Origin of the sequence: Maribacter luteus (genome assembly GCF_009674825.1) — a bacterium.
Taxonomy (GTDB): Bacteria; Bacteroidota; Bacteroidia; order Flavobacteriales; family Flavobacteriaceae; genus Maribacter_A; species Maribacter_A luteus.
Genome location: NZ_WKJH01000030.1, coordinates 442,795 through 466,718 on the forward strand (window position 1 = coordinate 442,795; position 23,924 = coordinate 466,718).

General features: G+C 39.0%; 21 protein-coding genes. 6 read left to right on the top strand and 15 right to left on the bottom strand.

Features of this window, described 5'->3' with window-relative positions:
* Nucleotides 1–50 precede the first annotated feature (50 nt).
* The 5 genes from GJ691_RS19100 to GJ691_RS19120 form a co-directional block, all read right to left on the bottom strand.
* On the bottom strand, nt 51–1,508 hold the full coding sequence (locus tag GJ691_RS19100) for an NAD(P)/FAD-dependent oxidoreductase (protein WP_154369908.1): 1,458 nt from the start codon (nt 1,506–1,508) through the stop codon (nt 51–53).
* A 197-nt stretch (nt 1,509–1,705) separates the two neighbouring features.
* The gene (cydB, locus tag GJ691_RS19105) at nt 1,706–2,782 is read right to left on the bottom strand and encodes a cytochrome d ubiquinol oxidase subunit II (RefSeq protein WP_154369910.1); all 1,077 of its coding nucleotides are present in this window, start codon (nt 2,780–2,782) and stop codon (nt 1,706–1,708) included.
* A 2-nt stretch (nt 2,783–2,784) separates the two neighbouring features.
* Complete coding sequence (locus tag GJ691_RS19110) at nt 2,785–4,116, bottom strand: cytochrome ubiquinol oxidase subunit I (protein ID WP_154369912.1); 1,332 nt, start codon at nt 4,114–4,116, stop codon at nt 2,785–2,787.
* A gap of 282 nt (nt 4,117–4,398) precedes the next feature.
* The gene (locus GJ691_RS19115) at nt 4,399–5,373 is read right to left on the bottom strand and encodes a DUF438 domain-containing protein (RefSeq protein WP_154369914.1); all 975 of its coding nucleotides are present in this window, start codon (nt 5,371–5,373) and stop codon (nt 4,399–4,401) included.
* A complete protein-coding gene (locus GJ691_RS19120) occupies nt 5,373–6,083 on the bottom strand; it encodes a DUF542 domain-containing protein (RefSeq protein ID WP_154369916.1) in 711 nt (236 codons plus the stop codon). Before GJ691_RS19120 ends, GJ691_RS19115 begins: the two co-directional genes overlap by 1 nt.
* A gap of 133 nt (nt 6,084–6,216) precedes the next feature.
* Between GJ691_RS19120 and GJ691_RS19125 the strand changes: the two genes are divergently transcribed.
* Together GJ691_RS19125 and GJ691_RS19130 are read left to right on the top strand one after the other, a co-directional pair.
* Nucleotides 6,217–6,594: a hypothetical protein gene (locus GJ691_RS19125; RefSeq protein ID WP_154369918.1), complete on the top strand. Its 378-nt coding sequence runs from the start codon at nt 6,217–6,219 to the stop codon at nt 6,592–6,594.
* A gap of 89 nt (nt 6,595–6,683) precedes the next feature.
* A complete protein-coding gene (locus GJ691_RS19130; protein WP_154369921.1) occupies nt 6,684–8,960 on the top strand; it encodes a TonB-dependent receptor domain-containing protein in 2,277 nt (758 codons plus the stop codon).
* 55 nt (nt 8,961–9,015) lie between these two features.
* Here the strand turns inward: GJ691_RS19130 and GJ691_RS19135 are convergent, their stop codons facing one another.
* Nucleotides 9,016–10,329, bottom strand: a complete 1,314-nt coding sequence (locus GJ691_RS19135) for an OmpP1/FadL family transporter (RefSeq protein WP_154369923.1) — start codon at nt 10,327–10,329, stop codon at nt 9,016–9,018.
* 590 nt (nt 10,330–10,919) lie between these two features.
* On the opposite strand from GJ691_RS19135, the gene GJ691_RS19140 reads away from it, so the two are divergent.
* From GJ691_RS19140 to GJ691_RS19150, 3 genes are all read left to right on the top strand, one after another.
* Nucleotides 10,920–12,140, top strand: a complete 1,221-nt coding sequence (locus GJ691_RS19140) for a sulfite oxidase (protein WP_154369924.1) — start codon at nt 10,920–10,922, stop codon at nt 12,138–12,140.
* Nucleotides 12,141–12,626 carry a monoheme cytochrome C gene (locus tag GJ691_RS19145; RefSeq protein WP_154369927.1) on the top strand — a complete coding sequence of 162 codons (486 nt, stop codon included), beginning with the start codon at nt 12,141–12,143 and terminating at the stop codon, nt 12,624–12,626.
* A gap of 138 nt (nt 12,627–12,764) precedes the next feature.
* Nucleotides 12,765–13,643, top strand: coding sequence for a sterol desaturase family protein (locus GJ691_RS19150; RefSeq protein ID WP_154369929.1), 879 nt, complete (start codon nt 12,765–12,767; stop codon nt 13,641–13,643).
* Nucleotides 13,644–13,676: 33 nt separating this feature from the next.
* Here the strand turns inward: GJ691_RS19150 and GJ691_RS19155 are convergent, their stop codons facing one another.
* From GJ691_RS19155 to GJ691_RS19180, 6 genes are all read right to left on the bottom strand, one after another.
* Entirely contained in the window at nt 13,677–14,477 is an 801-nt protein-coding gene (locus tag GJ691_RS19155; protein ID WP_154369931.1) for a carbonic anhydrase, read from the bottom strand.
* A 106-nt stretch (nt 14,478–14,583) separates the two neighbouring features.
* Nucleotides 14,584–15,603, bottom strand: a complete 1,020-nt coding sequence (locus GJ691_RS19160) for a c-type heme family protein (protein WP_154369933.1) — start codon at nt 15,601–15,603, stop codon at nt 14,584–14,586.
* A complete protein-coding gene (locus GJ691_RS19165) occupies nt 15,600–15,872 on the bottom strand; it encodes a heavy-metal-associated domain-containing protein (RefSeq protein ID WP_154369935.1) in 273 nt (90 codons plus the stop codon). Before GJ691_RS19165 ends, GJ691_RS19160 begins: the two co-directional genes overlap by 4 nt.
* Before the next feature lie 57 nt (nt 15,873–15,929).
* On the bottom strand, nt 15,930–16,271 hold the full coding sequence (locus GJ691_RS19170; RefSeq protein WP_154369937.1) for a rhodanese-like domain-containing protein: 342 nt from the start codon (nt 16,269–16,271) through the stop codon (nt 15,930–15,932).
* Nucleotides 16,272–16,587: 316 nt separating this feature from the next.
* The gene (locus tag GJ691_RS19175; RefSeq protein ID WP_154369939.1) at nt 16,588–17,220 is read right to left on the bottom strand and encodes a Crp/Fnr family transcriptional regulator; all 633 of its coding nucleotides are present in this window, start codon (nt 17,218–17,220) and stop codon (nt 16,588–16,590) included.
* A 177-nt stretch (nt 17,221–17,397) separates the two neighbouring features.
* A complete protein-coding gene (locus tag GJ691_RS19180) occupies nt 17,398–18,900 on the bottom strand; it encodes an aminotransferase class V-fold PLP-dependent enzyme (protein ID WP_154369941.1) in 1,503 nt (500 codons plus the stop codon).
* A gap of 276 nt (nt 18,901–19,176) precedes the next feature.
* On the opposite strand from GJ691_RS19180, the gene GJ691_RS19185 reads away from it, so the two are divergent.
* Nucleotides 19,177–19,857 carry a hypothetical protein gene (locus tag GJ691_RS19185; protein ID WP_154369943.1) on the top strand — a complete coding sequence of 227 codons (681 nt, stop codon included), beginning with the start codon at nt 19,177–19,179 and terminating at the stop codon, nt 19,855–19,857.
* Nucleotides 19,858–19,951: 94 nt separating this feature from the next.
* On the opposite strand, the gene GJ691_RS19190 is transcribed toward GJ691_RS19185, so the two are convergent.
* The 3 genes from GJ691_RS19190 to GJ691_RS19200 all read right to left on the bottom strand — a co-directional run bounded on the left by GJ691_RS19190 (nt 19,952) and on the right by GJ691_RS19200 (nt 23,919).
* Complete coding sequence (locus GJ691_RS19190; protein ID WP_154369945.1) at nt 19,952–22,246, bottom strand: glycoside hydrolase family 3 protein; 2,295 nt, start codon at nt 22,244–22,246, stop codon at nt 19,952–19,954.
* Nucleotides 22,247–22,272: 26 nt separating this feature from the next.
* Complete coding sequence (locus GJ691_RS19195; RefSeq protein WP_246200235.1) at nt 22,273–23,097, bottom strand: sugar phosphate isomerase/epimerase family protein; 825 nt, start codon at nt 23,095–23,097, stop codon at nt 22,273–22,275.
* Nucleotides 23,098–23,181: 84 nt separating this feature from the next.
* Nucleotides 23,182–23,919: an NUDIX hydrolase gene (locus GJ691_RS19200; protein ID WP_154369949.1), complete on the bottom strand. Its 738-nt coding sequence runs from the start codon at nt 23,917–23,919 to the stop codon at nt 23,182–23,184.
* Nucleotides 23,920–23,924: the final 5 nt, after the last annotated feature.

Here is a 23,924-nt window from a genome sequence, read left to right on the forward strand (position 1 = left end):
ATTATAAATCGTTTTGTCTTTGAAATCCTACGAGTCATTTTATATATATTTTATTCTGGAATCAGCCACCAAAATGGCCTCATTTTAGCTTTATACAAAAAGGCGTGGTGCAAGGCCAATTTTAGCCAATGCCCTGCCAATCCTATTTCCCCAAAGGTTTTACCTAAGCGCCTACCGTAAGTATCCGGGTATTTGTTAAAATCGGGAACTATAGGGAAGGTCGTTATACTTATACCACTTCCTTTGGTTATTCCATAACCTGAAGATGCTATACAGGCAGCTCCCATATTCCCCATTGAACCTTTATGACGCAATGATGGTTTTTTATTATTTATGGTGTCTATGATATTATCCGCCACCAATTTGGCCGTAATACCCGAAGGCATTCCTGTACGGGGTGGCGCTGGTGAAATGGGCGTACCGTTTTTACTTACCCTAGGTTTGGATATAGCATGAGGCGGGGCAAATGCGATTCCCGGGGCAAAAATATTGGCATATGAAGGATTTTGATACGTTTCTGGCCAATCCTGTACAGTCCATTCCTCATAAGGCTTGGGTGTATAGTCAGCATCTACGATCATAAAACCCTTGAACAGTTTGTCCGTTATATCTTTGTTATTTTTATCATAGGCCTTGAAACCATGTCCTGAAAATGCAGGAATCAACATCGTAAAATCATAGGTTTCCGTATGGTATTCCCCGTCCAAGGTTTCATAATGGGCAATCCCATCCTCGATTTTATTGACGCCTGCCCCTATTATCCATTTGATTCCCCGATCTTCGAACACCATTTCTACCAACTCGCTCGATTTCATGATGTTGCTGCCATAACTAAGGAGCATTCCATCCATACCAAAATCACCCAATTGAGGTTCGTTGGCTATCCATGTGAGTTCGGCCATGTCCCGTACACCATGTCTGTTCAATTCTTGCTCCACATTCAAAATATATTCAAATGCAGCACCTTGGCATGTAGATTTAGCGTGACCGGTCCCAATCAATATTTTCTTCTTTTTGCCTTGTTTCATCTCTTGGATCAATTGATCCAAAGCATGCCATGCTTCTGTAGCATGGGTATACGTACAAACTGAATAAGCCTTGTTGGTTGCGGGTTTTAAACCTTCGGTCATATCAAAGGCCAGCTTTGGACCAGTGGCATTTATAAGGTAATCGTAAGTGACCTTTTCCATCGCTCCGACTGTTTCACCAGCAACGTATTCCGCAAGGATATAAGGTTTTTCAATCTCAGTATCCCCTTCCGGATGAAAAGTAACCACTTTAGCCTGTTTATATTCTATTCCTTTTTTCTTGTATAAAGGCGCCAAAGGAAAAATGATGTCTTTTGGTTGCATACGTCCTGTGCCGACCCAAATATTAGAAGGTACCCATTGATAATTACTATTGGGGGAAACTACGGTTACCGTATGCTTCTTTGATAGTTTTCTGCGTAAATGGGTCGCTGCAACGTGCCCGGAAATACCGGCACCCAAAACAACAATTCTAGACATTCTTGGTTATTTAAATTTCAATAAAATTAATCTGGATGTGAAATGAACGCAATGACCATAATCATGTACGATCTTTTGCATTACTTCTGTAAAGATTATATTTTGAGGAAACCTATACTGCCACTTTTGTTACACATCCAACAAGTTTATAACTTATTGTGTATAGAAATCATTAAAAAGTCAGTGAAGGGCTTTTTTTAATGTTCCCCGTAGCCAACATCATCCATTTTGCCCTTGAATACACGATATTGTATTACCATATAGAAAATGACCAACACCAATGCTATAAAGAACCAATTCATACCAACGGATAAACCATAGTCGTGAGCAGCAACATTATTCAAGGTCAATGAAGGGTTCAAATCATTCGTAGACGGTAATAATTTAGGAAATATGGATGCAACGGTTGAAGACAAGCCTCCCAACAAAAACAATGAGGAAAACAAAAATCCCATACCGTGCTTTTTAAAGGTCCTAACTTTGAACAAGCCGAACAAGCCCACAAAAGTTATAATCGGGAATATCCACATTAAGGGATATTTTATGAAATTATGAAAAGGATCAGGTTCTATTATATGCCAAACCAACAATGAAACAACCACTAAGGCCAGCAATACGAAATTCAGGATAAAGACTGTTTTTTTCAATTTTTCATTTATACTGGAATTCGTTTTGAATATAATCCAATTGGCCCCATGGATGGTCAAGGCCACCACACTAACAACACCCAAGAACAACGTAAACCAATCGATTATACCCAATTGTTCGGCTTGGGGGCTGAATGAAGCGTTCCATAATGGCAAAAAGAAATAATGGGCCTCTTGGGTAGAAACCCCATTTTCGACCATTCCTAAATTAACACCCCTTACCACATTACCAAGGGCTACACCAAAGAACAACGCCAACAATAAACTGGCAATACCAAAGGCCTTGTCCCAGATCAATTCCCATAAACTATTATGCACCTGCCCCCTCAACTCCAAGCCTATGGCCCTAAAAATAAGCAACCATAGAATCATGATCAATGGTAGGTAAAATCCGCTGAAAGAAGAAGCATAAAGTGTAGGGAACGCAAAAAACAATACGCCCCCGGCTGCAATCAACCAAACCTCATTTGCGTCCCAAAAAGGTCCGATAGCACTGGTAATGGCTTTTTTGTCCTTCTCTTTTTTTGCAAAAAACAAATGAACTATTCCTGCTCCGAAATCATAGCCATCGAGAACCACATAGATGGCCAACATTGTTACTAAAACGATATACCAAAATAATTCCATATTCAATGTTTTATAATGTGAGGACCTTTATTGATGATTTTACCGACCAGCATTAGGAACAAGAGGCCCAATAACAAGTAAAGCCCTATAAAACCTAACAAAGTAAATAACGTGTTTCCTGAAGAAACAGTTGGAGAAGCCCCTTCGGACGTACGCAATAGATTATAGACCAACCAAGGTTGGCGTCCCAGTTCCGAAGTATACCATCCTGTAGTATTGGCTATATATGGGAACGGCAGCATGAACAATAACGACCATAATATCCATTTGGTCTTATATAATTTTTTTCGAAATAATTGAACGGTAGCAACAAGCATCAATGCTATAAAAATAGTTCCCAAACCGACCATTATATGATACGAATAGTAAAGTCCGGGCACATTGGTAGGGTAATCCTTGGCATCAAATTCGTTTAGTCCTTTGATCTCTGCATTCCAATCCTGATAGGTTAAAAAGCTCAAGATATTGGGAACCGCTATTTTATTGTCCAATTTTTTCTCGAGCATATTGGGTTGACCGATCAGTACGATTTCCGACCCTCCTTGTTCGGTCTCGAAAATACCTTCCATGGCCGCAAAGGTCACTGGCTGGTATTTTACCACATTTTTAGCAACCATATCACCCGTTGGGAAGGCTACCAGTATGCTGGATATGAGACCAAAAACAACCCCGGTTTTCACGAACAACTTACCGAACTCACTATGCTTATTATTCAGAATATAAAAAGCCCCAATTGCCGCTACGACAAAAGATGATGTAATTACCGAAGCCAATTGATTATGTAGGTATGACGGCCATAACCAAGGATTAGAAAATAGGGCAGAAAAGTTATTGAGTACGAATTTTCCGTTCTCCAAAATCTCATAACCCACAGGAAATTGCATCCAGGAGTGGGTGGCGATAATGAGGAAGCCACTTGCCCAAGAGCCTAAAAAGACCATTAAACCGGTCACAAAATGCAATTTATGCCCTAACAGCTTTTCACCAAAAAGAAACAGGCCCAAAAAAGAGGACTCCAAAAAGAAGGAGAACATACCCTCCATTGCCAAAGTTTGCCCGATAATGCCTCCGGTCAGTTCGGAAAACTTGGCCCAGTTGGTTCCAAATTGAAACTCCATCGGAATTCCGGTAACGACCCCCATCGCAAAATTGAGGGCGAAAATCCTCATCCAGAATTTTGCCGCTTCATTGTATTTCTCCAATTTAGACCTAAGGAACTTCCATTTGAAATAGACGATCATCAAGGACAGCCCCATGGTCAATTGTGGAAAGAGATAGTGAAAGGTAATCGTGAACGCAAATTGCATCCTGTCATAAAAAAGCATGTCTTCCATACCAGAAATTCTTTAAATGAATGTATATAAAATAGAGCTTGAATCCATGTTAAGAAGCATCAAATGTCACTTATCAATAAGAGAAAAACCGTAACCTTTGTTACAATAATGTAAAATTAAAAAAAGTTGTCACGGCAAGTGCATTCAAACCTAATAATTTGAAAATAAATTGGTCATTGAAAAACTACCCGTTTCCATAAAAAAAGCCCTATGAATTAAATTCACAGGGCTTAACGTCATCAATAAAAAAATCCTATTTAAAACAAAACATGGGACAAACGATTAATCCCAATCCAACAATCTTTTTTGTCCTTCCAACTTTTGGATATCAGTTATATCCTGGGACATTTCAATGACCCCTTTATAGTTTTTGTCATTATCCCGTATAGCGAAGTATCTGATATGAATGACCCTTCCTTTAAAATTGAACCAAAATTCTGCCACATCTTTGGTGCCTGCCTTAAATTCAGCTACAATCCTCAACACCATATCAACACTCTTGGGCGGATGACAAAAACGGACTTCCCTACCAATAATACCTTTACTCCTGGCAAATACCCTATCATCTCCCCTATTATAGAAAATCACTTTATCATTTTCATCTACATAAGTAATATCGACAGGTAAAAAACGCAACAATAAATTAACCTGTTCCGGGGTCATATAACCTTCATCATAATGAAAAGTGTTCTCTAAGGAAAAGGATAAATCCCGCTTTTTAAAATCTTCGCTAGGATGTACGTACTTCTCTTCAATAAAAGGGTAAGGGGATGGTTTCCGCAACAACATCCATCCAATCTCCTCATCCCCTTGATAAAACTCCTTCCATTCTTCTTCTGTCAATAATTCCATTGCTGTAGGGAACAAACGCATATCCTCGATCCCCATTAACCTCTTGATCCCATCAATAAGGTACGGTAGGTTATCAACTATTTTTTCAATGTTTCTTTCAGCATTGTACGTATTGATCAATCGGATCTGGTCCCTTAAGTTATCGTGAAAAGACCACATTCCTTGGCTCGGGCCGTTCCAACCATGTTTTTCCAAATAAGGAAACAATTGATTTTCCTTACGTTTGAATCTCTTTTCGATAGTTGTGAGTTGATTGTAAATATTGAAATACTTTTCAAAATCCTCAACTGGATCGGCCTCGTAAAGTTCCAACAACAAATCATTGATCAAAGCACCTTCCTCGTAATATACTTTAACAGGATGCCCAACGGGCAATGTTTCAACTGTGGGTAAAAATGAATTCATTATGCTATGATTTTTAAAGCTTTAGGTTTCAAAATATGTTTTTCGAAGTGCAAGTATTTATGTACCTCATTATCTAATTGTTGTAAACTTTGGTACAAGAATCGGTATGAATTACAAGCATCTTCCGGTGCGGTGTAGTTCGATGACAGGTCTGATATCTTATTGAACAGATCAACGATGGGCCTTTTCTCCGAAGAAAGGGTTTCTATTGCTCTTTTTAGCGTTTTTATCTGTTTCATTGTAATTTCTGCCCTAGGATGGTCCAACCTCAATATATCATCGATTGCTGGAAAAAAGCTATCCAAAGTACTTGCGATTGTCCTATTTGTATACGCTCTAATTTTCTGAAGATGTTCATTTATTGCCACAACCTCAATATGACGATCACCATGCACATCGGCAACTTTAGAGGCCAATGGCATTATAAGTTCAAAACTATTATTTATGGTTCGATGGTATTCATTTTTCGCCATTTGCATAAGCGAACCAAGGTCATGATCGGTTAGGCTGCCCGTTCCATTGATTTTGTCGTTAACCGATTCAATCTCATGCTTTAAGACTTCAAATGCAATATCTTTTTCCTTACATACTGCTTCCAAGGTCATACCTCCCCCACAGCAAAAATCTATTTTATATTTACTGAAAATATGATCTGACCCCAAATTTTTGGAGACTACTTCAGCGACTGTATTTTCTTTTACTATTCCCATAGCATAGTTTTTAGTAGTATATTTATTAAAGATTAAAAGACTTGTTTGTCTTTAATACAAAGAAAACAGTCTTTATAAATCTAAATTATGATAAATATCAGTTTATGAATAAAAGTTGCCTTAACTTTGTATTGTGAACAAATATCGCAGGACCATAACGACCTTATTCTTGGTTTTAACCCTCGCCAGTAGTTTAAAAGTTGCCGGCACCCTTGGCTATTATGCACTGTTCACCGATGATTTTATTGAGCGCTATTGTGAAAATAAAGAGCGGCCCGAACTACATTGTGACGGCAAGTGTTATTTGGCGAAAATGCTCTTGCAAGAATCCAATGATGATAATCCGCCCATAAATGTTGAGCTATTAAAAAACGAAACTGTTCTCTTTTTAGAAAAAAGTCCTGTTTTTGAGTTTATAGGTGACAAAGATTCGGTTATAGCCAATTATCAGTACACGAATCACTACGAATACAACTACCAAAAAAAGCCCACCCACCCACCACGCATGTAGCATTTATTCCAATTCTTTTCTATGGTGGGCAGTACATTTTAACGTATTGTCCCTCAGCCTTGTTTTAACTATACTAAAAAGAATCAACAATGAATGCAAAACATTTAATGGTGATTACTTGTACCCTGTTAGGTCACTGGATAAGTGCCCAAAATTTTAAGGGGCAGGTCTTTAACCAAAAGAATAACGTACCCGTACAAGAAGCTCATATATTATTGAACAACAAACCCGTTGGCCATTCGGATGCCGATGGATATTTTGAGATTACCCTCCCAGTGAAAGGTGCCGATTTAACCATATCCCATATTGGATATGAATCTGTTGAAAAACGGGTTACCCCACAGAAAAAGGTGGAATCTTTCTATCTTAAAGAAGCGCCCATCAGTATTTCGGGTGTTATTGTAAGCGGAAATTCTAAAATGGATCCTGTTTTCACTTTAGAAACCAATGACTATGTAAAGAAGATCGTGCAGCCCAGAAATGTTGCCGACCTCTTTACGGATGTTAACGGTTTTGCTTTGATAAAAAGGGGCAATTATGCGATTGACCCTAGTTTTAGGGCTTCCCAATATGAACAATTGAATGTTCAGTTCGATGGTGGTACTAAGGCCATGCACGCCTGTCCCAATAGAATGGACCCCATTACCACACATGTGATCCCTGAAGAAATTGAAAAAATAGAGATTATCAAAGGTCCGTACACGGTTCGTTACGGAGCTACTTTCGGGGGCATAGTCAACCTGGTCACCACTGTACCGGATGCCAGTGATTACGGTCTGCATGGCAGTGTACATGGTGGTTATGAGAGTAACGGGGGGTCCTTGGTTTCTATGGCCCGTTTACAACAGGCCACAGAAAAATACGATATTATGGGGAATATAGGCTTCAGGGATTTCGGGAATTATGAAGATGGGGATGGTATCGAGATTCCTTCTTCTTTCCGAAGTTTGGATTATGGATTGAAAGCCGGCTATAATTTTACGCCCAACCAACGCTTGCAAGCCCACTGGAGACAGTCTTTCGGAAGGGATGTTCTGCATGCCGGATTACCTATGGATACTGATTTGGACGACAGCAGTATCCTATCTCTGGATTATAGGTTGACCGGTCTACAAGGCATGCTAAAAACCATAGATGCCAAACTATATTATAGCTATGTAGACCATATTATGAGCAATGCGAACAGACCAAGTTTTATGATGACGGATGCCGTTTCTAAAATCAATGCTACAACTGCAGGGGGAAAAATCGAATTCAAACTGAAACCTAGTGAAAAAACAATGTTTTTTACAGGATTGGATGCCATGCACATTGCCCGAGATGGGAACCGAACACGGATAATTCAAAGTTCAATGATGGAATTCACTGATAAAGTGTGGCAAGACTCTTACATAAATGACCTGGGGCTTTTTGCCGAAGGCAAATACAATTTAACCCAAAACACCATACTTACCGCAGGATTGCGCTATGATTTGGTTGTTTCGGAAATCAGAGACCCGGAAGCTGATTTTGCGGCCTTATACCCAGATTTGGATAAAAGAAACGAACATAATTTAAGTAGTACGGTCTCTCTAAAATATGTTCCCAATAATCAATTTATAATGGAATTGGCCTATGGTAGAGGTGTTAGATCAGCCAATATGATCGAACGTGTTATCAATCATTTTACTGTTGGTCAAGATTCTTATGAATATATAGGTAACCCTAATTTGGATGCAGAGGTCAACAATCAATTCGAGATTGGGTTTTCCGGTAGGCTTCCATTATCCCAAAATTCAACCGATCACTTTAACTATAGCAGTTCTTTCTATTATTCTTTTTATGACAACTATATCGTAGCGGTAATCGATGAAAGCCAAACCCGAAAGTTCATGCCAACCAGCGAACCTGTAAACCCCAAGGTTTTCAGGAACTTGAACAAGGCTTACAAAACCGGATTCGAGATTTCCGCTGGGGTCGATTTTCTAAATGATTTCAACTTTACATCTGAATTGGCTTATGTCTATGCCAAAAACAAGGATTTGAACGAATCATTACCCCTTGTGCCTCCTTTGACCACTAGTTTCAAAATAGGGTTTGAGAAAGAAAAATTTTGGGTGAATGCCACATATAGAATTACTTCTAAACAGGATAATATTTCTTTATCCTTTGGAGAAACCACTACTCCGGGCTATGAGATCATGGATCTTCGTTTGGGTGTTGTACCATACAAAAACCTGACTTTGGGGGTTGCTGCACTCAATGTCTTTGATGAGACCTATTACAACCATTTGAATTTCTCATTCAATAATCAAGCGGATTTTACCAGAACTCCAATTAACGACCCTGGTCGTAATTTAACCGCTTTTGTACAGTATAAATTTTAATACAATTGAAAACGGGGGCCAGTGCCCCCGTTTATTTTCCCCTTTATTTGTTTATTCATTTTTTAAAGGTATAGGCAACCCCGAACATGATCATATCGGTGGTCATGTCATAAGAAACCTCGCTTCCTGGTATGGCCCCATAAGGAGGATATGCCTGAACGAACATAGGATTCAATAGGGGTCCACTTGTTGCATCACCACTAGCTCCATGATGATAAACGGCATCCAACGAAAAATTATCGTTTATTTCATATGAAAAACCAACTTGATAAGCATTTTTAATTACTGCCGTTGCCGGAATATTGAAAAAGGTAACCTCATCGTTGATTGGATTACTACTGTAGGTATATCCCAAGCGAATCGGGAATCTATCAATACCCTTATACTGTATTCCCGCTGAGATGATCGAAATATTTTCCCATCCAAAACCAGCGACAGATGCAGTTTCTGTCCATCCTGTTGTAGAAAAACCATCCGTATTTTCATAGTCCACCATTCGATAATCCAAGGCCAAATCAACATTACCTAACGAGTACCCTAAACCAAGGGAGTATATCGCGGGATAATCCATATTAAAATCGTTAGTTCCGGTAGCCCCATCTAAATAGGTGTTATCGAACTCGAAATCCCCAAAAGATTGAGTGGTCTTATACGAAGCCCCTGCTTTAAATCCTTTGCCCGAATCATAAAAAACACCGAATTGTGCCCCAAAACCAAGAGCAGTTGCCTTGTCCGTTGAGGGGTAACCTGCGGTTTGACTTGGATTTGCTGTCGGATTCGGCATTAATTCCAAGGTTGCATAATTCATGGTCGGCTCAATACCTACCGAAAACCTTTCTGAAATTTCATAAGCATATGTGAACCCTATTTGCAACAAAATGTAATCGGATTCAATGGCTCCAAAACCTCCCATACTTTGCGGCATGTTAATAGGATTACTGGTACTTTCAGGAAAAGTAACACCAAAACCACTGATACCGAATGCCGATGCCCCAAAAGTATGTTTACTTCCCTCTTTGCCCCAGACCATTGCAAGGGCCGGCATAGGGGAAACACCCCTGTCATCCTCAGTTGTACCACTGAAAAAATTACCGGTAGGTTGGCCTTCCCCATCAAATTCGGGAACGGTTGAATAAAGTTGGGGAGATGAAAAGAACAGCCCCATATCGAACTTTATTATTTTATCATCAAAAGTTGAAATGGAAGCAGGGTTCCATTGTAGTGCTCCGGATATATCCAAGGGTTGGGCTGTAGCAGCTCCTCCCATAGACATATTAACAGCTCCTACACCTTGCATAATATGGCCCGACTGGGCCAAGGCAGCAGTTGCGAAAATCAAAAAAAAGGAATTCAGGAATAATCGTTTCATAAGAGTTTGATTTTAGTGGAACAACCTGTGTGGTTATACAACGATATAACTGTTGCCCAATCATCACAAGTTGTCGGTTTAGTTTTGTATTAAATAAATATATAAAACATAACTATCTGATATAATGACATTTATCATAGACCCAAATTAGAAGGGCCGAATCCTTGGCATAGCTGTATTTTACTACTATTTTAGGATACACCGAAAAACGGTTTTAGGGTATAGGCATAGATGCATCAAACATTTTTGTAACAAATGTTACAAAGAACATTGGATTGTAATTTAACCGATTAACCTGCTTTCCTAAAATTAAAAACCGGTCTTACTGCTAATCTTCATAAATTAATGATTAAAAAACGGGTGTTTATTACATGGATCTTTATTGTTTTTAAACTTAAAACGGTTTTTTCAATCCTAAATAACATCAATGAAATTCCGCTTAAAACGTACCTCAACCGGGTTTTTGTCAATGAGCCCCGTCATGGGGAAAAAACAACCATTTAACTATCTTTATGATTAAGTGTAACTTTTGTTACAGAGTTTACCCTTAAAATATACCTATCTTAAAACCTTGAATCTCAACCCATAAGATGAAAAGAAGAAATTTTGTTACTAGAACTGCTTTAGGCTCATTAAGTCTGTTGATCGGAGCAGAGGTCGTCTTTGCCGATACAATGCCCAAGGGTTATCGACCACTGGCCATACAGGATCCTGACCCCTTTAAAATGTTCAACAAGGACAAGGGCATGGAAGTTCTTAACGATAAACCATGGAATATCGAAGCAAAAGCCCATTTGCTGGATGATAAGATAACGCCGAATTCATCAATGTTCATTCGTAACAATGGCTTAATTCCAGAGAACATAGATGCGAGTACATGGACATTGACCATAGACGGGGAATCGGCAAATGAATCGAAAACCTATTCCTTGGCAGAATTGAAAACAAAGTTTCGACAATATACCTATCAATTGACTTTGGAATGTGGCGGAAATGGCAGAAGTGAATTTGACCCTCCCGCTAAAGGGAACCAATGGACGGTCGGTGCCGTATCCTGTGCCAATTGGACGGGAATTCGTCTGCGCGATGTACTTGAAGATGTCGGTATAAAAAGTGATGCCGTTTATATAGGTTACCACGCTGCCGATGTTCACCTTAGTAGAGACCCTCAAAAAGAACCTATATCAAGGGGCGCGCCTATGCCAAAAGCCATGCAGGACGAAACCCTTATCGCTTTTAAAATGAACGGAAAGGATATTCCATTGGCTCATGGCTACCCATTAAGATTGGTGGCAGGTGGTTGGCCTGCTTCAGTCTCAGGTAAATGGCTTACCAGAATCAGTGTAAGGAACATAGTACATGACGGTACCAAAATGACCGGTACGGCTTATCGGGTTCCTTGTAATCCCGTTGCTCCCGGAGAAAAGGTAAAAGACGAGGATATGTGCATCATAGAGTCAATGCCCGTTAAGTCCCTGATTACTTATCCCAAAACCGGAGCAACCATTAAAGAAGGAAAATCTTTGAATATCCGTGGACATGCTTGGGCAGGGGAATTGGAAGTATCAAAAATGGAATACTCGATAGACTTTGGATCTACTTGGAGCGATTGCGACCTTGAACAGCCCACGAATAGATTGGCCTGGCAACATTTTTCGGCAAACGTGGATTTTCCTAAAAAAGGATATTATGAAGTTTGGGCCAGGGCAATGGATTCCCAAGGAATAAGTCAACCCATGTTGTTACCGGGCTGGAATCCTAAAGGATACTTGAACAATGCTTGCCATAGAATTGCTATAAAAGTAGTATAGATGGAGGATCAAACGAAATTCAAACTACAAGTAAAGGCCATATATCGATTGCTATTAGGTATTTTCGGTTTGTTCGCCATTGCCGCTTTTACCATTCTGGTTATTCTATTGAACCCGAATATGCTTAAAAAATCAAATTCCCAGATTGAAGAAATTGCGGTGGAATATACAGCGGTACCTTCGGAAGAAGATTTTGACAAAATAGAAAACGGGATACATGTACGCACCGGTTTGGTCGATGCAGAAGGATTAATGACCGTAGTGAACAATTGTACCAATTGCCATTCAGCTAAATTGGTTACCCAAAACAAGATGAATAAAGAACGGTGGATATCGACTATACGTTGGATGCAGGAAACCCAGAATTTATGGGATTTGGGGCCTAACGAAGACATTATCATTAATTACTTGGTAACCAATTATCCACCGACAAAAAAAGGTAGAAGGGAAAATTTGAAGAATATTGAGTGGTACACCCTAAATTAGAAAATATAACCGTATCAATTCTCTCCTAGTTTCCTAAACACAAAAAACAATTATAAATAGCCACGATATGGGCCGTAATTCACAAAATAAGCAGGCCAATATGGGCAATGAAAACAGTTCAACTTAAATAAAAATGCTATGGAAAAATATGTAGACGCCTTTGTAAACTCCTTTTTAGGGAGTGTTGATTGGACCTGGAAGTCCATTATCTTTGAAGTTCCCTGGTACACGAATTATTTCTGGGGATTAACCGTTATCTCTTTGGTTGTATGGGGACTTGAAATCGCCTTTCCTTGGAGAAAGGAGCAATCGATATTTCGTCGAGATTTTTGGTTGGATGGTTTTTATATGTACTTTAACTTTTTCCTGTTCGCTATTGCCATAAGTGGTTTTTATAAATTATTGGGATTGCTATTCAATGATTTGGGAATTTCCTCTAAAAGTCTTACCATCTTAGACCTTTCATCACTTCCCATGTGGGGCCAGTTGATAATTTTCTTTATCATTCTAGATTTTGTTCAATGGTTTACCCATGTATTATTGCACAAATATCCTTTTCTATGGAAGTTTCATAAAGTGCACCATTCAGTAAAAGAAATGGGATTTGCCGCACATCTTCGTTATCACTGGATGGAAAACATTATCTATAAGCCTTTAAAAACCCTTGGGGTAATGGTCTTGGGAGGCTTTGAACCCGAACAAGCATATATTGTTCATTTTGTGGCCATTACAATAGGTCATTTCAACCATGCCAATATCAAAATAACCTGGGGACCATTAAAGTATATTATCAATAACCCAGTGATGCATTTATATCATCATGCCTATACATTGCCCAAGGGGACATATGGCATCAATTTTGGCATTAGCCTTAGCTTATGGGATTACATATTCAAAACCAATTATGTTCCAGAAGACAGTGGTAATCTAGAATTGGGATTCCCTGGGGATGACAAGTTTCCGCAGGATTTCTTTCACCAAAATATTTATGGCTTTGGTAAAAAGAAAAAAGAATGAAAGTTGAATCTAAAGCTTCTTTTCGATAAACGATTAATTGCCCGTAACATATAGTTCCCTGCCATTCTGGGGCTGTTCATTCCTATAATTGTTTATGGGCATTAATTCTTTTAGGAGGTTGACCTGCTCCAAAGAGACCGTGATAGGTTCTTTTAAGATATACCAATTAACACCTTCGGTGCAAGGGGGCGTTGTCAGGGAACCGGTATAGAAGAAGTAATCTTTATTCTCCGGTAAATTGTGGTTCATATTAAAAGGGCGATCCACCTTTTTGTTCTCCCCCGCTTTAAGTGGTAAAAAACTTTCCAGAAAATCGAAAGGTAAACTGCTGGCACCTTCCTTGGCCATAACCGAAATAACGGTATACTGTCCAGAATCGTTGATATGTACCAAATGCATTTCCAACGGATAACGGACCCCATCAATAGTATGCTCCGATGGTTCATGAAAATGCACTTGTTTTAAATCGTATTTTAAACCATTTACCATGATATAATCACCTGATTCGAAATTATATTGAATACTATGGCCGTTATTGGTAACATCATGTATTTTAGTCTCCTCCGCGTAATGTAGGTCTATACGCTTCAAACTATTGTTTTCTTTGTAATTCACCATATTAATGGGGGATTGAAACTTCCCGTTACAATCAGATTCAACCTCTATCTCTGCCCAATGTTCCGGACCTGTTTCACCTGCATAGCTCCAATGTTTATGGGCTTTACCATGTTCAGGATTTTCAATTTCGGAAGTACTTTGAGGGGTAGTTGATCTGTTTTCTTTACAGGCACCCAACACTATTAAGAGAATGAGGGTGTAAATAGAATATTTCATTAGGTAATACGTATTTAATACTAGGATAAAATTCACTTTGAATAACCCAATAATGGAAATCCGAATCGAAATTAAATCTATTATTTAAGTATTAAAAGCGTTAAGGTTACTTTTTATCAAAAACAATACTCCATACGCCCCTTACTTGGTTCTCATTATAGCCAAGGGCTTGATCTTTAGGATAGAAAGCCTTTAATGTACTTAAGGTTTCCCCTGTCACTTTTTCGTTAGGCACACCATGACACTGAAGGCACATGGTATTCGTGGTTATGGGATAATAAAAATGTACTTCATTATTTATTTCATCTATCATGGGACTGATATCCTTACCATCTGCAACCATTTGTTTAAAGGCCGTGATATACCCAAGCTCTTTGGAATTTGCCATATTATCAGGGTTTCTAGGTTTATCGGAAACCCTTTTTATTTTTGCTCCATGAACCGTTGCCATACTATCGGTTAATTTAATGGCCCTAACGTTACAGAATTCAACAGCACCCACAGTTCCTTTCTTTTCAATTGCCGTTATCAGGTTTTTACCTAATTGTGCCTTGGTCGAAAGGGCATATTTCATACCCAAGGCATTATAATCGATAGTATTCTGACCGGTACCCATACGCATTTGTCTACCCATTCCGTTACCATTGCCCATTCCCCTTCCCATACCTTGGCCCCTGCCATGGTTCTTTTGATAATGTTCCTCGAACCATTCTGGTTGGTCAATATCGTTTTCATAAAGATAATCGGCTATGAGTTTTATATCTTCTTTGGGATATGGCAAATAGGGCATTACGCCAAATCGTTGAACGGCTCCCGGCATTTTCGATTTTTCCAATGTTGGTTTATCGGCCCAATCCAAAAAATCATCTATAAATTCATTCTTGTCCGAAACACCCATTAGGTATCGCATTTTAACAGCGGCCATAGGTGGTGCCAATCGACTTTCTTCAGGAGTGGTCGCATCATGGCACGCATAACATTTGGTTTCCATGATTTTCTTTCCTGGATGGTCGGAAATCATGGTTGCTGTTTCGGGGGTGTTGTCTATTGCTGTTGTCTCATTTTTCTTCGAATCCTTGCAACCGATAAACAAGAGGATAATGGCAATATGATATAGTGTTTTCATTCTTTCGCCATTTTACCTGTAGCACAACTTACAAAAGATTTTGCCTTAGAAGCCAGGGTGTTTTTACTATCAATGGAAGGATACCCCAAGTGCTGAAGTTTATCCTCGACTTTTGAAAGATCATCCGCCGTACCATAGGTAAATGTTACGGAAGAGTCTTCGGGTACAACCGTTACTTCTGAAATATTCTCTAATTCGGACAGTTTATTGGTAATGGTTCTGGCGCATCCGCCACATTTCAAGTTCTGAACTATAATCGTTTTTTTCATTGCTGAAATTATTTAATTTGGTTGTTTAATCTTTTAACATTAGGATAAATGGGTTTATCACCATTGCATATAACCTCCTTTAAGATCATATACTTTTTCGAACCCCATATCCAAAACTTTGCGTGCCGCTTTTCTACTTCTGGCCCCTGATCTGCAATACAGATAAACAGGTTTGCCCTTATCCAATTTTTCAAAAGAAGACCTAAAGCTTTGCCTCTGGAAAAGGTCTATGTTCACGGCTTTTCCAATATGTCCAGCCCTATATTCTCCAGGTGTACGAACATCTACCAATTGAACTTTTTTATTTTTTACGGCCGATTTAAAGGCTTTTGCATCAAGTACTTTGAACTTATCCGGGTCAAGGGCTTTTCCCCCAAAGAGTGAACTTAAAAATGACATTTGTTTCTTTTTTAATGAATCGATTCCGATTCAGATTAAAACAAGGGAACGACAGTAATGAATGTGTCCCTCCCTTGCTATCAACTAACTGCTTTTATAGGCACTTCTACATGATTATAGGACCTTATAAACGAGTTCTACAACCTTACAAAAGGTCTAAAATACCAATGAGTTAAAAGTATAATCGTTTCCCCGGTTATTAAGTAACATAGGTTACAAAGTTCATTACAATATGCATCCGTTACCTTGATCTCACCCCGCTTATCCCGAGCTTATTCAAAACCGCGTTATCAAAAAAATGAAGAACTTACGTTTTTTAAATGTTAACCAGCCTAATTTGATTTCTATGAAGTTCTATCTCTCCCAAGTTTTCAAGTTTTTTCAATAATCTTGAGATTACAACCCGGGAAGTATGTAATTCATAGGCAATTTGTTGATGAGTGGTACTGATATCGTTATCATTGGTTACTCTGGCCTTATCCCTTAAATATTTTAAAAGACGATCATCCATCCGCAAGAAAGCAATGCTATCAATGGTCTCTAACATCTCATTCAATCTATTGTGGTAGCTAAGAAGAACAAAATTTCGCCAGCTGGTATACTTCGCCAACCACTCCTCCATTTTTTGTATAGGGATCATGATCAATTTGGCATTGGTTTCCGCTATCGCCCTGATCTCGCTCTTGGTGTGCCCCATGCAACAGTTGAGGGTCATGGCACAAGTATCGCCATGTTCCAAGAAATATAACAATAATTCATCGCCATCACCATCCTCACGCAGCACTTTTATGACACCGGAAATCAACAAGGGCATAGACTTTACATATTCGCCGATTTCCATGAGTTTATGACCTTCATGAACCTCTCTATATGTTCCTGTCTGGTTAATTTCATTGATTAATTCCTCTTCAAAAATATGTCCGTAATTCGCTTGCAGTTCTTTAATCATACGATTATTGCCGAGATTTAAATTGTACACTAGGAGCGTATCAAAAATAACCCTCTAATTTTAAATTCTAAACCTTTAACCCGATTACTTTTTAAAAATCCATTGATTTTTTGGTAGAATTTTATAAAAAAACTGAAAAGCTTTTAATTCTGTAGATTCAACTCTTAAAAATGTACCCTAATCCTTAAACCAGGAGTTGACCAAACTTTGCTCATTTTGGTTTCCTTTTATATGTTCAAATTCGTTCTTGGCCAGATTATGTGTATAATCCTTACTCCATTCCTTATGGTTTTGGGCTATTTGAGCAATCGCGTCGCAGATAAAATCAATTTCGTGATTGGTCATTGTAGGGTGAATGGACATTCGGATCCAACCTGGTCTTTCCATTAAACAACCTTCCAAAATCATTTTTTCGATGGCTTTTGAGGTCAATTGGTCTACATGCAATAGAAAGTGCCCATAAGTTCCCGCACATGAACACCCTCCCCTTGTTTGAATACCGAATCTGTCATTCAAAAGCCGAACGATCAAATTATAATGGGCATCATCAATATAAAACGAAAAAATACCCAGCCTATCCTTATGTTCTTCGGCAAGTATGTGCAAGTTTTTAATTTTACCCAACTGCTGAAAAATTCGGCTATTCATCTCATTTTCACGAGCATGGATATTCTCCACACCCATTTTCTCCTTTAACCGAATAGCCAATGCCGTTCTAATGGCCTGTAAAAAACCAGGGGTCCCCCCATCTTCCCGAGTTTCGATATCATCTATATAATCATGGTCTCCCCAAGGATTCGTATAAGTAACCGTGCCTCCTCCCGGGTTGTCGGGAATAAGGTTTTTATATAACTTTTTATTGAATACCAGAACCCCACTGGAGCCCGGCCCTCCTAAAAATTTATGCGGAGAAAAAAAGATGGCATCCAAATATTCTTCTTCATTTTCAGGGTGCATATCAATATTCACATAGGGTGCCGAACAGGCAAAATCGACAAAACAAAGTCCATTATTGGCATGTATCATCTTTGCGATCCTATGATAATCGGTCTGTATGCCCGTAACATTGGAACATGCTGTTATTGAAGCTATCTTTAGTGGGTGATCATAATATTTAGCCAATAAGTCTTGAAAACTGTTATAACAAATAAGTCCTTCTTCATTACAGGGTATCACTTCAACCTGGGCGATGGTTTCTAACCAAGAGGTCTGGTTAGAATGGTGTTCCATGTGGGAAACAAAGACAATAGGTCTTAATTCTTCAGGAATCTCGGTATGCTTGCGCAGGTTTTCAGATACTTTTAGACCTAAAATACGTTGAAATTTATTCACCGCACCTGTCATACCACTACCTACCGTAATCAACACGTCATCAGAATTCGCATTTACATGTTGCTTTATTTTTTTGCGTGCTTCATGGTAACCCATGGTCATCACCGAGCCCGTAAAAGAAGTTTCCGTATGGGTATTGGCTACATAAGGGCCGATCATTACCGCTAGTTTATCCTCAATAGGACCGTACAGCCTTCCACTTGCTGTCCAATCCGCGTATAGTATCTTCTGTTCTCCATAGGGGGATAAAAAAGATTGCCCTACCCCAACAATATGTGACCTAAATTGTTGAAAGTATTCTTCCAATCCCGAAGTTGTTTGCTTTGCACTGGTCGCTGTTCTTCCCATGACACATATTAATGATTGATAGGTAAATTTCCTTTATACTATTTGATAGATTAAAAAGTCAAAAATACCAATAGCATTTTAAAAATAGGTAAAACTTTTCACCTACACTTTTAATGTCTCTTTTTGATGCCTTTAAAATGCAACCAATATTATGATTTTCATATTAAAATGAAACCTAAAACACTGAAATTATGCTAATTAAATAAAAGAATGTAACAAATGTTACAAATAAAAAGGACTGTTTCCAATACATTGAAGAAATCAAAATAAAGAATTATGAAAAAAGATTTCGAAACAAAGATTATCGGATGGGCCTTTATCGTATCGGCCATATTGCTATGGGGGGGATGGTTCTTTTCGCCCCATCATTTGGGTGAATATATTGTGGCTTCTGACTTTGAAGAGATCAATAAAAACTTATGGACATGGATATGGTTATATCGTGTACATATCTTTGGATGGGTAATTATGGGCATTGCCATGTTCGCATTGACCGGAATAGCAACTAAGAAACCTTATCGTGTATTGATCTACCCTGGAACCGGAATGATAATCGTCGGTACCTTTACATTGGCGATAGCAGCCGCTTTTTATTATACGTTCGGAGCCTGGGGTGTTGGCAATACAATGGGCAAAACACCCGAAGAGACCCAACAGATTATGGATGGATTACTATTTACGAACCATTATGTAACCTGTTTTGTTCGTTTTGGACGTGTATTTTCCGGTGTAGGACTGGTTATTTTAGGGTCGGCATTTGTAAAATGGAATATCTTGAACAAAGGATTAGGTTGGTTGACCATTGTTATGGGAATTGCCGCTATGGGCATTATAATGGGCATTCCTGATAACTTTGAAATATATAAGCCCATATTCCATGTTAAGGTTATTTGGCTTGTGTTAATGGGATTAACCTTATTGACCAAAGGCATAAACCTTCCAGATGTTAAGGATTAGAACTTTTATATACCTATTAAAAAAAGTCCCGAAAACTTCTTCGGGACTTTTTTTGCAATGAAAATCTAGGTTTTAATTAAACTGGTAGTCAAAGTCATTTGTATTTATCCACTCTATCATCTTTAATTACCCCGCTCCAATTTAAGCCAAATGCAAAGTCATAAAGATTACCATCGGCATCTTCATAAGGTTCCATATCCCTTGGTACATCTTCGAATTGGGTTTCAACAGTCTTCATATCAACCGGCATTTGAAAAGGAAGTAATGCCGAAGGCTCTTTGTTACCCGAAATAATTTCTAATAAAGCCTGATCCTGAACACCCATGTGAATCAAAATGGCGCTTGCACTCTTCTCTATTTCAGAAAAGACCATAGGTTTCGAAACGTGAACTACTACGATTACCGGCTTATTTCCCATTTTTGATTTTGTATCATTGACCAAAGCCATATCCGTGGTATTATTGGTTTTTACCGATTTACCTTTGTACGAACGATTGGTAAAATCTTCAAACGGACTACCTCCTGCCAAACTTGTTTCCCTGGCATGGGTTGCCGTATAAGGACTATATTGTAAACTAATAGGTACGTACCCATTACCGCCTTTGTCCAAATCGGCCTTATCATAACCAACACCACCATCGGGACTATTAATACCCACCATGGCAAAATCAGCTTCATCGGCACTTTCTACTATTTCAAAATATTTGGCCACGACCTCATTGTTAAAAGGTGATTCGGTTTTTTCCGGTGTTACGACACCCCACCAATTGGTACTTGGTGCAATATATCTTTTTGGAATAAAAACCTTCTTTTTAGTCTTAATGGGAAGTACTTTATTTTGATTTTTAAGCATGATCACTGAACGCAATTGAGCTTCGAAACCAGCCGTCATAAATTCCGGATTGCCTACGGTTTTTTCTGTTTCCGTAATCTCTAAATAGGGATTTTCAAACAACCCTATCCTAAAAATATTCTTTAGTAAACGTACCGCAGAAGCTTCAAATCGTTGACGCATATAAGTTTCCCCATGCTCGGCAACACCCATTTTATAGGCTTCCAATATGGGTCCCATAGCATTATTCCCACCAAATTGGTCCATACCTGCCTCAATAGCTTTATAATGCCGCTCTGCTACTGAAATGGTTTCTACTCCCCAACTTTTACCTTCAAATTTATCAACCGATGAAACATCCCTAGTAATGGCCCAATCCGTACATAATACACCATCATAGCCGTAATCCCCACGTAATACATCGGTAATCAAATATTTATTGAAGCCGTTCCCAACCTTTTCACCTTCACCGGATGAAATGGTATAATACGGCATAACCGCAGCTGCCTTTTGGGTAGGCCCATCTAATTTAAATGCTCCTTCGATAAAGGTTTGCATGTGATCCTTTATGTTCTTTCTAGGATAAACGGCATAGGCCCCATAACCAAAATGGGCATCCCTACCTCCTTCTTCCGGTCCGCCGCCTGGCCAATGTTTTACCATGGCATTGACACTTTCAGTACCCCAATTTCCATCTTTACTAGACTGGAAACCGTCTACATATGCCCTTGCCATATCCGTTGCCATATCAGGGTCTTCACCCATGGTGCCATCAAAGCGGCTCCAACGGGGTTCGGTTCCCAAATCTATTTGGGGTGAAAGAGCGGTAGCAATGCCTAAGGCACGATATTCTTTAGATGCTATTTCACCAAATTTTCGCATCAACATTGGGTCAAAAGATGCCGCAATACCAAGCGTTCCCGGCCACATTGAGATAGCCCCACCTGCACCGGCATTGAATTCAGCATACGAATCACTGCCATGTCTAGGGTCCGAACTGGTATTAACTGGAATACCAAAACCAATGCCCTCAACATAAGCTTGAGCATTATTATTCCATTGAGCAGCAATTGCAGGGGTTTCCACTTTAGTAATTAGAACATGTCTCAAATGATCTTCTTTTAGGAATTTCATTTGCTCATCTGAAAGATCACTAGGCATAGCACCACTTTCAGGAAAGGGTTTGCCACCGTAGTTTGATGAACCAAAACCATGACTTGCACCAGGTATGGATTGATGGGAACTATATAACATAAGCCCGGAAATATCTTCCAAAGTCATCTTGGAAGCCAAATCCTTTGCCCGTTCGTCAGCGGATAAACGCCAATCCTCATAAGGATCCAACCCTCCATTTTTGTTCAAGTCTTTGAAAGCGTATTTATCTACTGTTAAAAGGGTAACACCGGATTCAGGGGTATACCCCAATTCTGTTGCGCCTTTGTTCTTAACACTTACATAACCGTCTTTTTGTTCTGTGGTGAAATTATTTCCACAACTGCCCAGAACAAGTAGAATTGAAGAAATTCCTATAGCGTAAATTCTTTTGTATTGACACATATATCTATTTTAAAGATTTTACCTGCCTATTTAAATCCAATCTTCTGTAACCCTTCATGGCTAACTTTTATGGCTTCAAGTGGTTCCATATTAAAGGTCTTATCTTGTTCTACCATGTAGTATTTCATACCTGATAATTTCTTGTTCGCCAAAATCCTTGCAAAATCGATATGGCCGTTACCTACAGGGGCGAACCTTCCTTGATCATCCATATCCTTAACATGCCAGATTTTAAATCTTTTAGGGTATTTGTTGAAATAAGCGACTGGATCGGCACCCGCTTTGGTGACCCAATACAGATCCATTTGAAAGTTTACATATTTAGGATCGCAATTTTCCAATAGATAATCAATGGGTATTATGCCATCGGCATCTTTTTTGTATTCAAAATCATGATTATGATAAAGCAACTTAAGTCCGGCTTTTTTAGCTTTTTTCCCAAGTGTCGTAAGTATGTTGGCCAAATTCTCTGCCCCACCGGACATTCCCATGGTTCTAGTTTCCTTATCAACCTTAAACAGGCCCATAGGAGGTACCGGTACCACAAAATACTTAAACCCAGCCGCTTTTACATCGGCCATCATGGCATCGGCATTATCCAAAGTAACCGAACCTTGGTGGGTACTGATAGGGTTAAGCCCGAGTTCTTTTACAAAAGCTTTGAATTCCAAAGGTGTCATATTATAAAACTTACCATCGGAATAGCCAGCAGCCTCAATGTTTTCATATCCTGCATCGGCCACGGCCTTTAGGGTTTCCTTGGCATCCTCTCCCATGGCATCACGTACGGTATAGAGCGCCAATCCGCCAAATTTTTCCTGGGCGTTGGTCGCAAGAACCCCAAAAAGCATACAGGCAAGCAATAATCCCTTGAATTTACTATTCAGTCTTAAATTTTTCATATTAGTAATTGTTTTAAAGTTGATTATTCTAGTTTAAATAATTTTCTCTGATTTGAAACTATATAGATATGGCGCTTTATGGGCTTTTCCCTGAAACAACTTATCGTGCCGTTCAAGGATATCCATACTTAAAATACGCCTTTGGAAAGTAGTCCTTCTCAAATTTTCACCCAAAATGGCCTCATAAACCTGTTGCAATTGTTTCATGGTAAATTTGGGAGGCAGAAGGTTCATGCCTATCAATTTCTTTTCCAAATTTTCGCGCAATACCTGCAATGCTTTTTCTACGATTTTTTTATGATCCATCATCAATGCAGGCAATTCATCGATAGAATACCAGCTTATACTATCCGATAACTTATCGGGCCTAGGTGTCACCTCATCGTAATTAATAAGTGCGTAATAGGCTACGGTAAGAAACCTATCCAACATCCACTGATTGGTCTTCAGATCCATTCCATTCTCTTCAAGTATGCGCATCATGGCTTCTGAATCGGAGCGTTCTATGTCCCCGAAGGTATGAAACTGTTCAAGGTAAATCCGATCTAAACCGGTACGGTGCCTCACTCCTCTTTTAACGGCATCATCCAAACTTTCATTTCGTCTGACAAAACCACCTGGCAAAGCAAAAAAACCGGTGTTATGATATTCTAAAATTAATATTTTCAGCTGCTTACCATTAAACCCAAAAATGACGGAATCGTAAGAAAGGTTGGGCATAAACTTCTTACTTTCAGTTATTTCCGATTCATTTTTAATTTTTTCTGCCATAACCT

Excerpts from the sequence above, each read along its gene's own strand:
- GJ691_RS19100 (WP_154369908.1), bottom strand. The coding sequence starts at position 1,508 with ATGTCTAGAATTGTTGTTTTGGGTGCCGGTATTTCCGGGCACGTTGCA.
- cydB (WP_154369910.1), bottom strand. The coding sequence starts at position 2,782 with ATGGAATTATTTTGGTATATCGTTTTAGTAACAATGTTGGCCATCTAT.
- GJ691_RS19110 (WP_154369912.1), bottom strand. The coding sequence starts at position 4,116 with ATGGAAGACATGCTTTTTTATGACAGGATGCAATTTGCGTTCACGATT.
- GJ691_RS19115 (WP_154369914.1), bottom strand. The coding sequence starts at position 5,373 with ATGAATTCATTTTTACCCACAGTTGAAACATTGCCCGTTGGGCATCCT.
- GJ691_RS19120 (WP_154369916.1), bottom strand. The coding sequence starts at position 6,083 with ATGGGAATAGTAAAAGAAAATACAGTCGCTGAAGTAGTCTCCAAAAAT.
- GJ691_RS19130 (WP_154369921.1), top strand. The coding sequence starts at position 6,684 with ATGAATGCAAAACATTTAATGGTGATTACTTGTACCCTGTTAGGTCAC.
- GJ691_RS19135 (WP_154369923.1), bottom strand. The coding sequence starts at position 10,329 with ATGAAACGATTATTCCTGAATTCCTTTTTTTTGATTTTCGCAACTGCT.
- GJ691_RS19140 (WP_154369924.1), top strand. The coding sequence starts at position 10,920 with ATGAAAAGAAGAAATTTTGTTACTAGAACTGCTTTAGGCTCATTAAGT.
- GJ691_RS19145 (WP_154369927.1), top strand. The coding sequence starts at position 12,141 with ATGGAGGATCAAACGAAATTCAAACTACAAGTAAAGGCCATATATCGA.
- GJ691_RS19150 (WP_154369929.1), top strand. The coding sequence starts at position 12,765 with ATGGAAAAATATGTAGACGCCTTTGTAAACTCCTTTTTAGGGAGTGTT.
- GJ691_RS19155 (WP_154369931.1), bottom strand. The coding sequence starts at position 14,477 with ATGAAATATTCTATTTACACCCTCATTCTCTTAATAGTGTTGGGTGCC.
- GJ691_RS19160 (WP_154369933.1), bottom strand. The coding sequence starts at position 15,603 with ATGAAAACACTATATCATATTGCCATTATCCTCTTGTTTATCGGTTGC.
- GJ691_RS19165 (WP_154369935.1), bottom strand. The coding sequence starts at position 15,872 with ATGAAAAAAACGATTATAGTTCAGAACTTGAAATGTGGCGGATGCGCC.
- GJ691_RS19170 (WP_154369937.1), bottom strand. The coding sequence starts at position 16,271 with ATGTCATTTTTAAGTTCACTCTTTGGGGGAAAAGCCCTTGACCCGGAT.
- GJ691_RS19175 (WP_154369939.1), bottom strand. The coding sequence starts at position 17,220 with ATGATTAAAGAACTGCAAGCGAATTACGGACATATTTTTGAAGAGGAA.
- GJ691_RS19180 (WP_154369941.1), bottom strand. The coding sequence starts at position 18,900 with ATGGGAAGAACAGCGACCAGTGCAAAGCAAACAACTTCGGGATTGGAA.
- GJ691_RS19185 (WP_154369943.1), top strand. The coding sequence starts at position 19,177 with ATGAAAAAAGATTTCGAAACAAAGATTATCGGATGGGCCTTTATCGTA.
- GJ691_RS19190 (WP_154369945.1), bottom strand. The coding sequence starts at position 22,246 with ATGTGTCAATACAAAAGAATTTACGCTATAGGAATTTCTTCAATTCTA.
- GJ691_RS19195 (WP_246200235.1), bottom strand. The coding sequence starts at position 23,097 with ATGCTTTTTGGGGTTCTTGCGACCAACGCCCAGGAAAAATTTGGCGGA.
- GJ691_RS19200 (WP_154369949.1), bottom strand. The coding sequence starts at position 23,919 with ATGGCAGAAAAAATTAAAAATGAATCGGAAATAACTGAAAGTAAGAAG.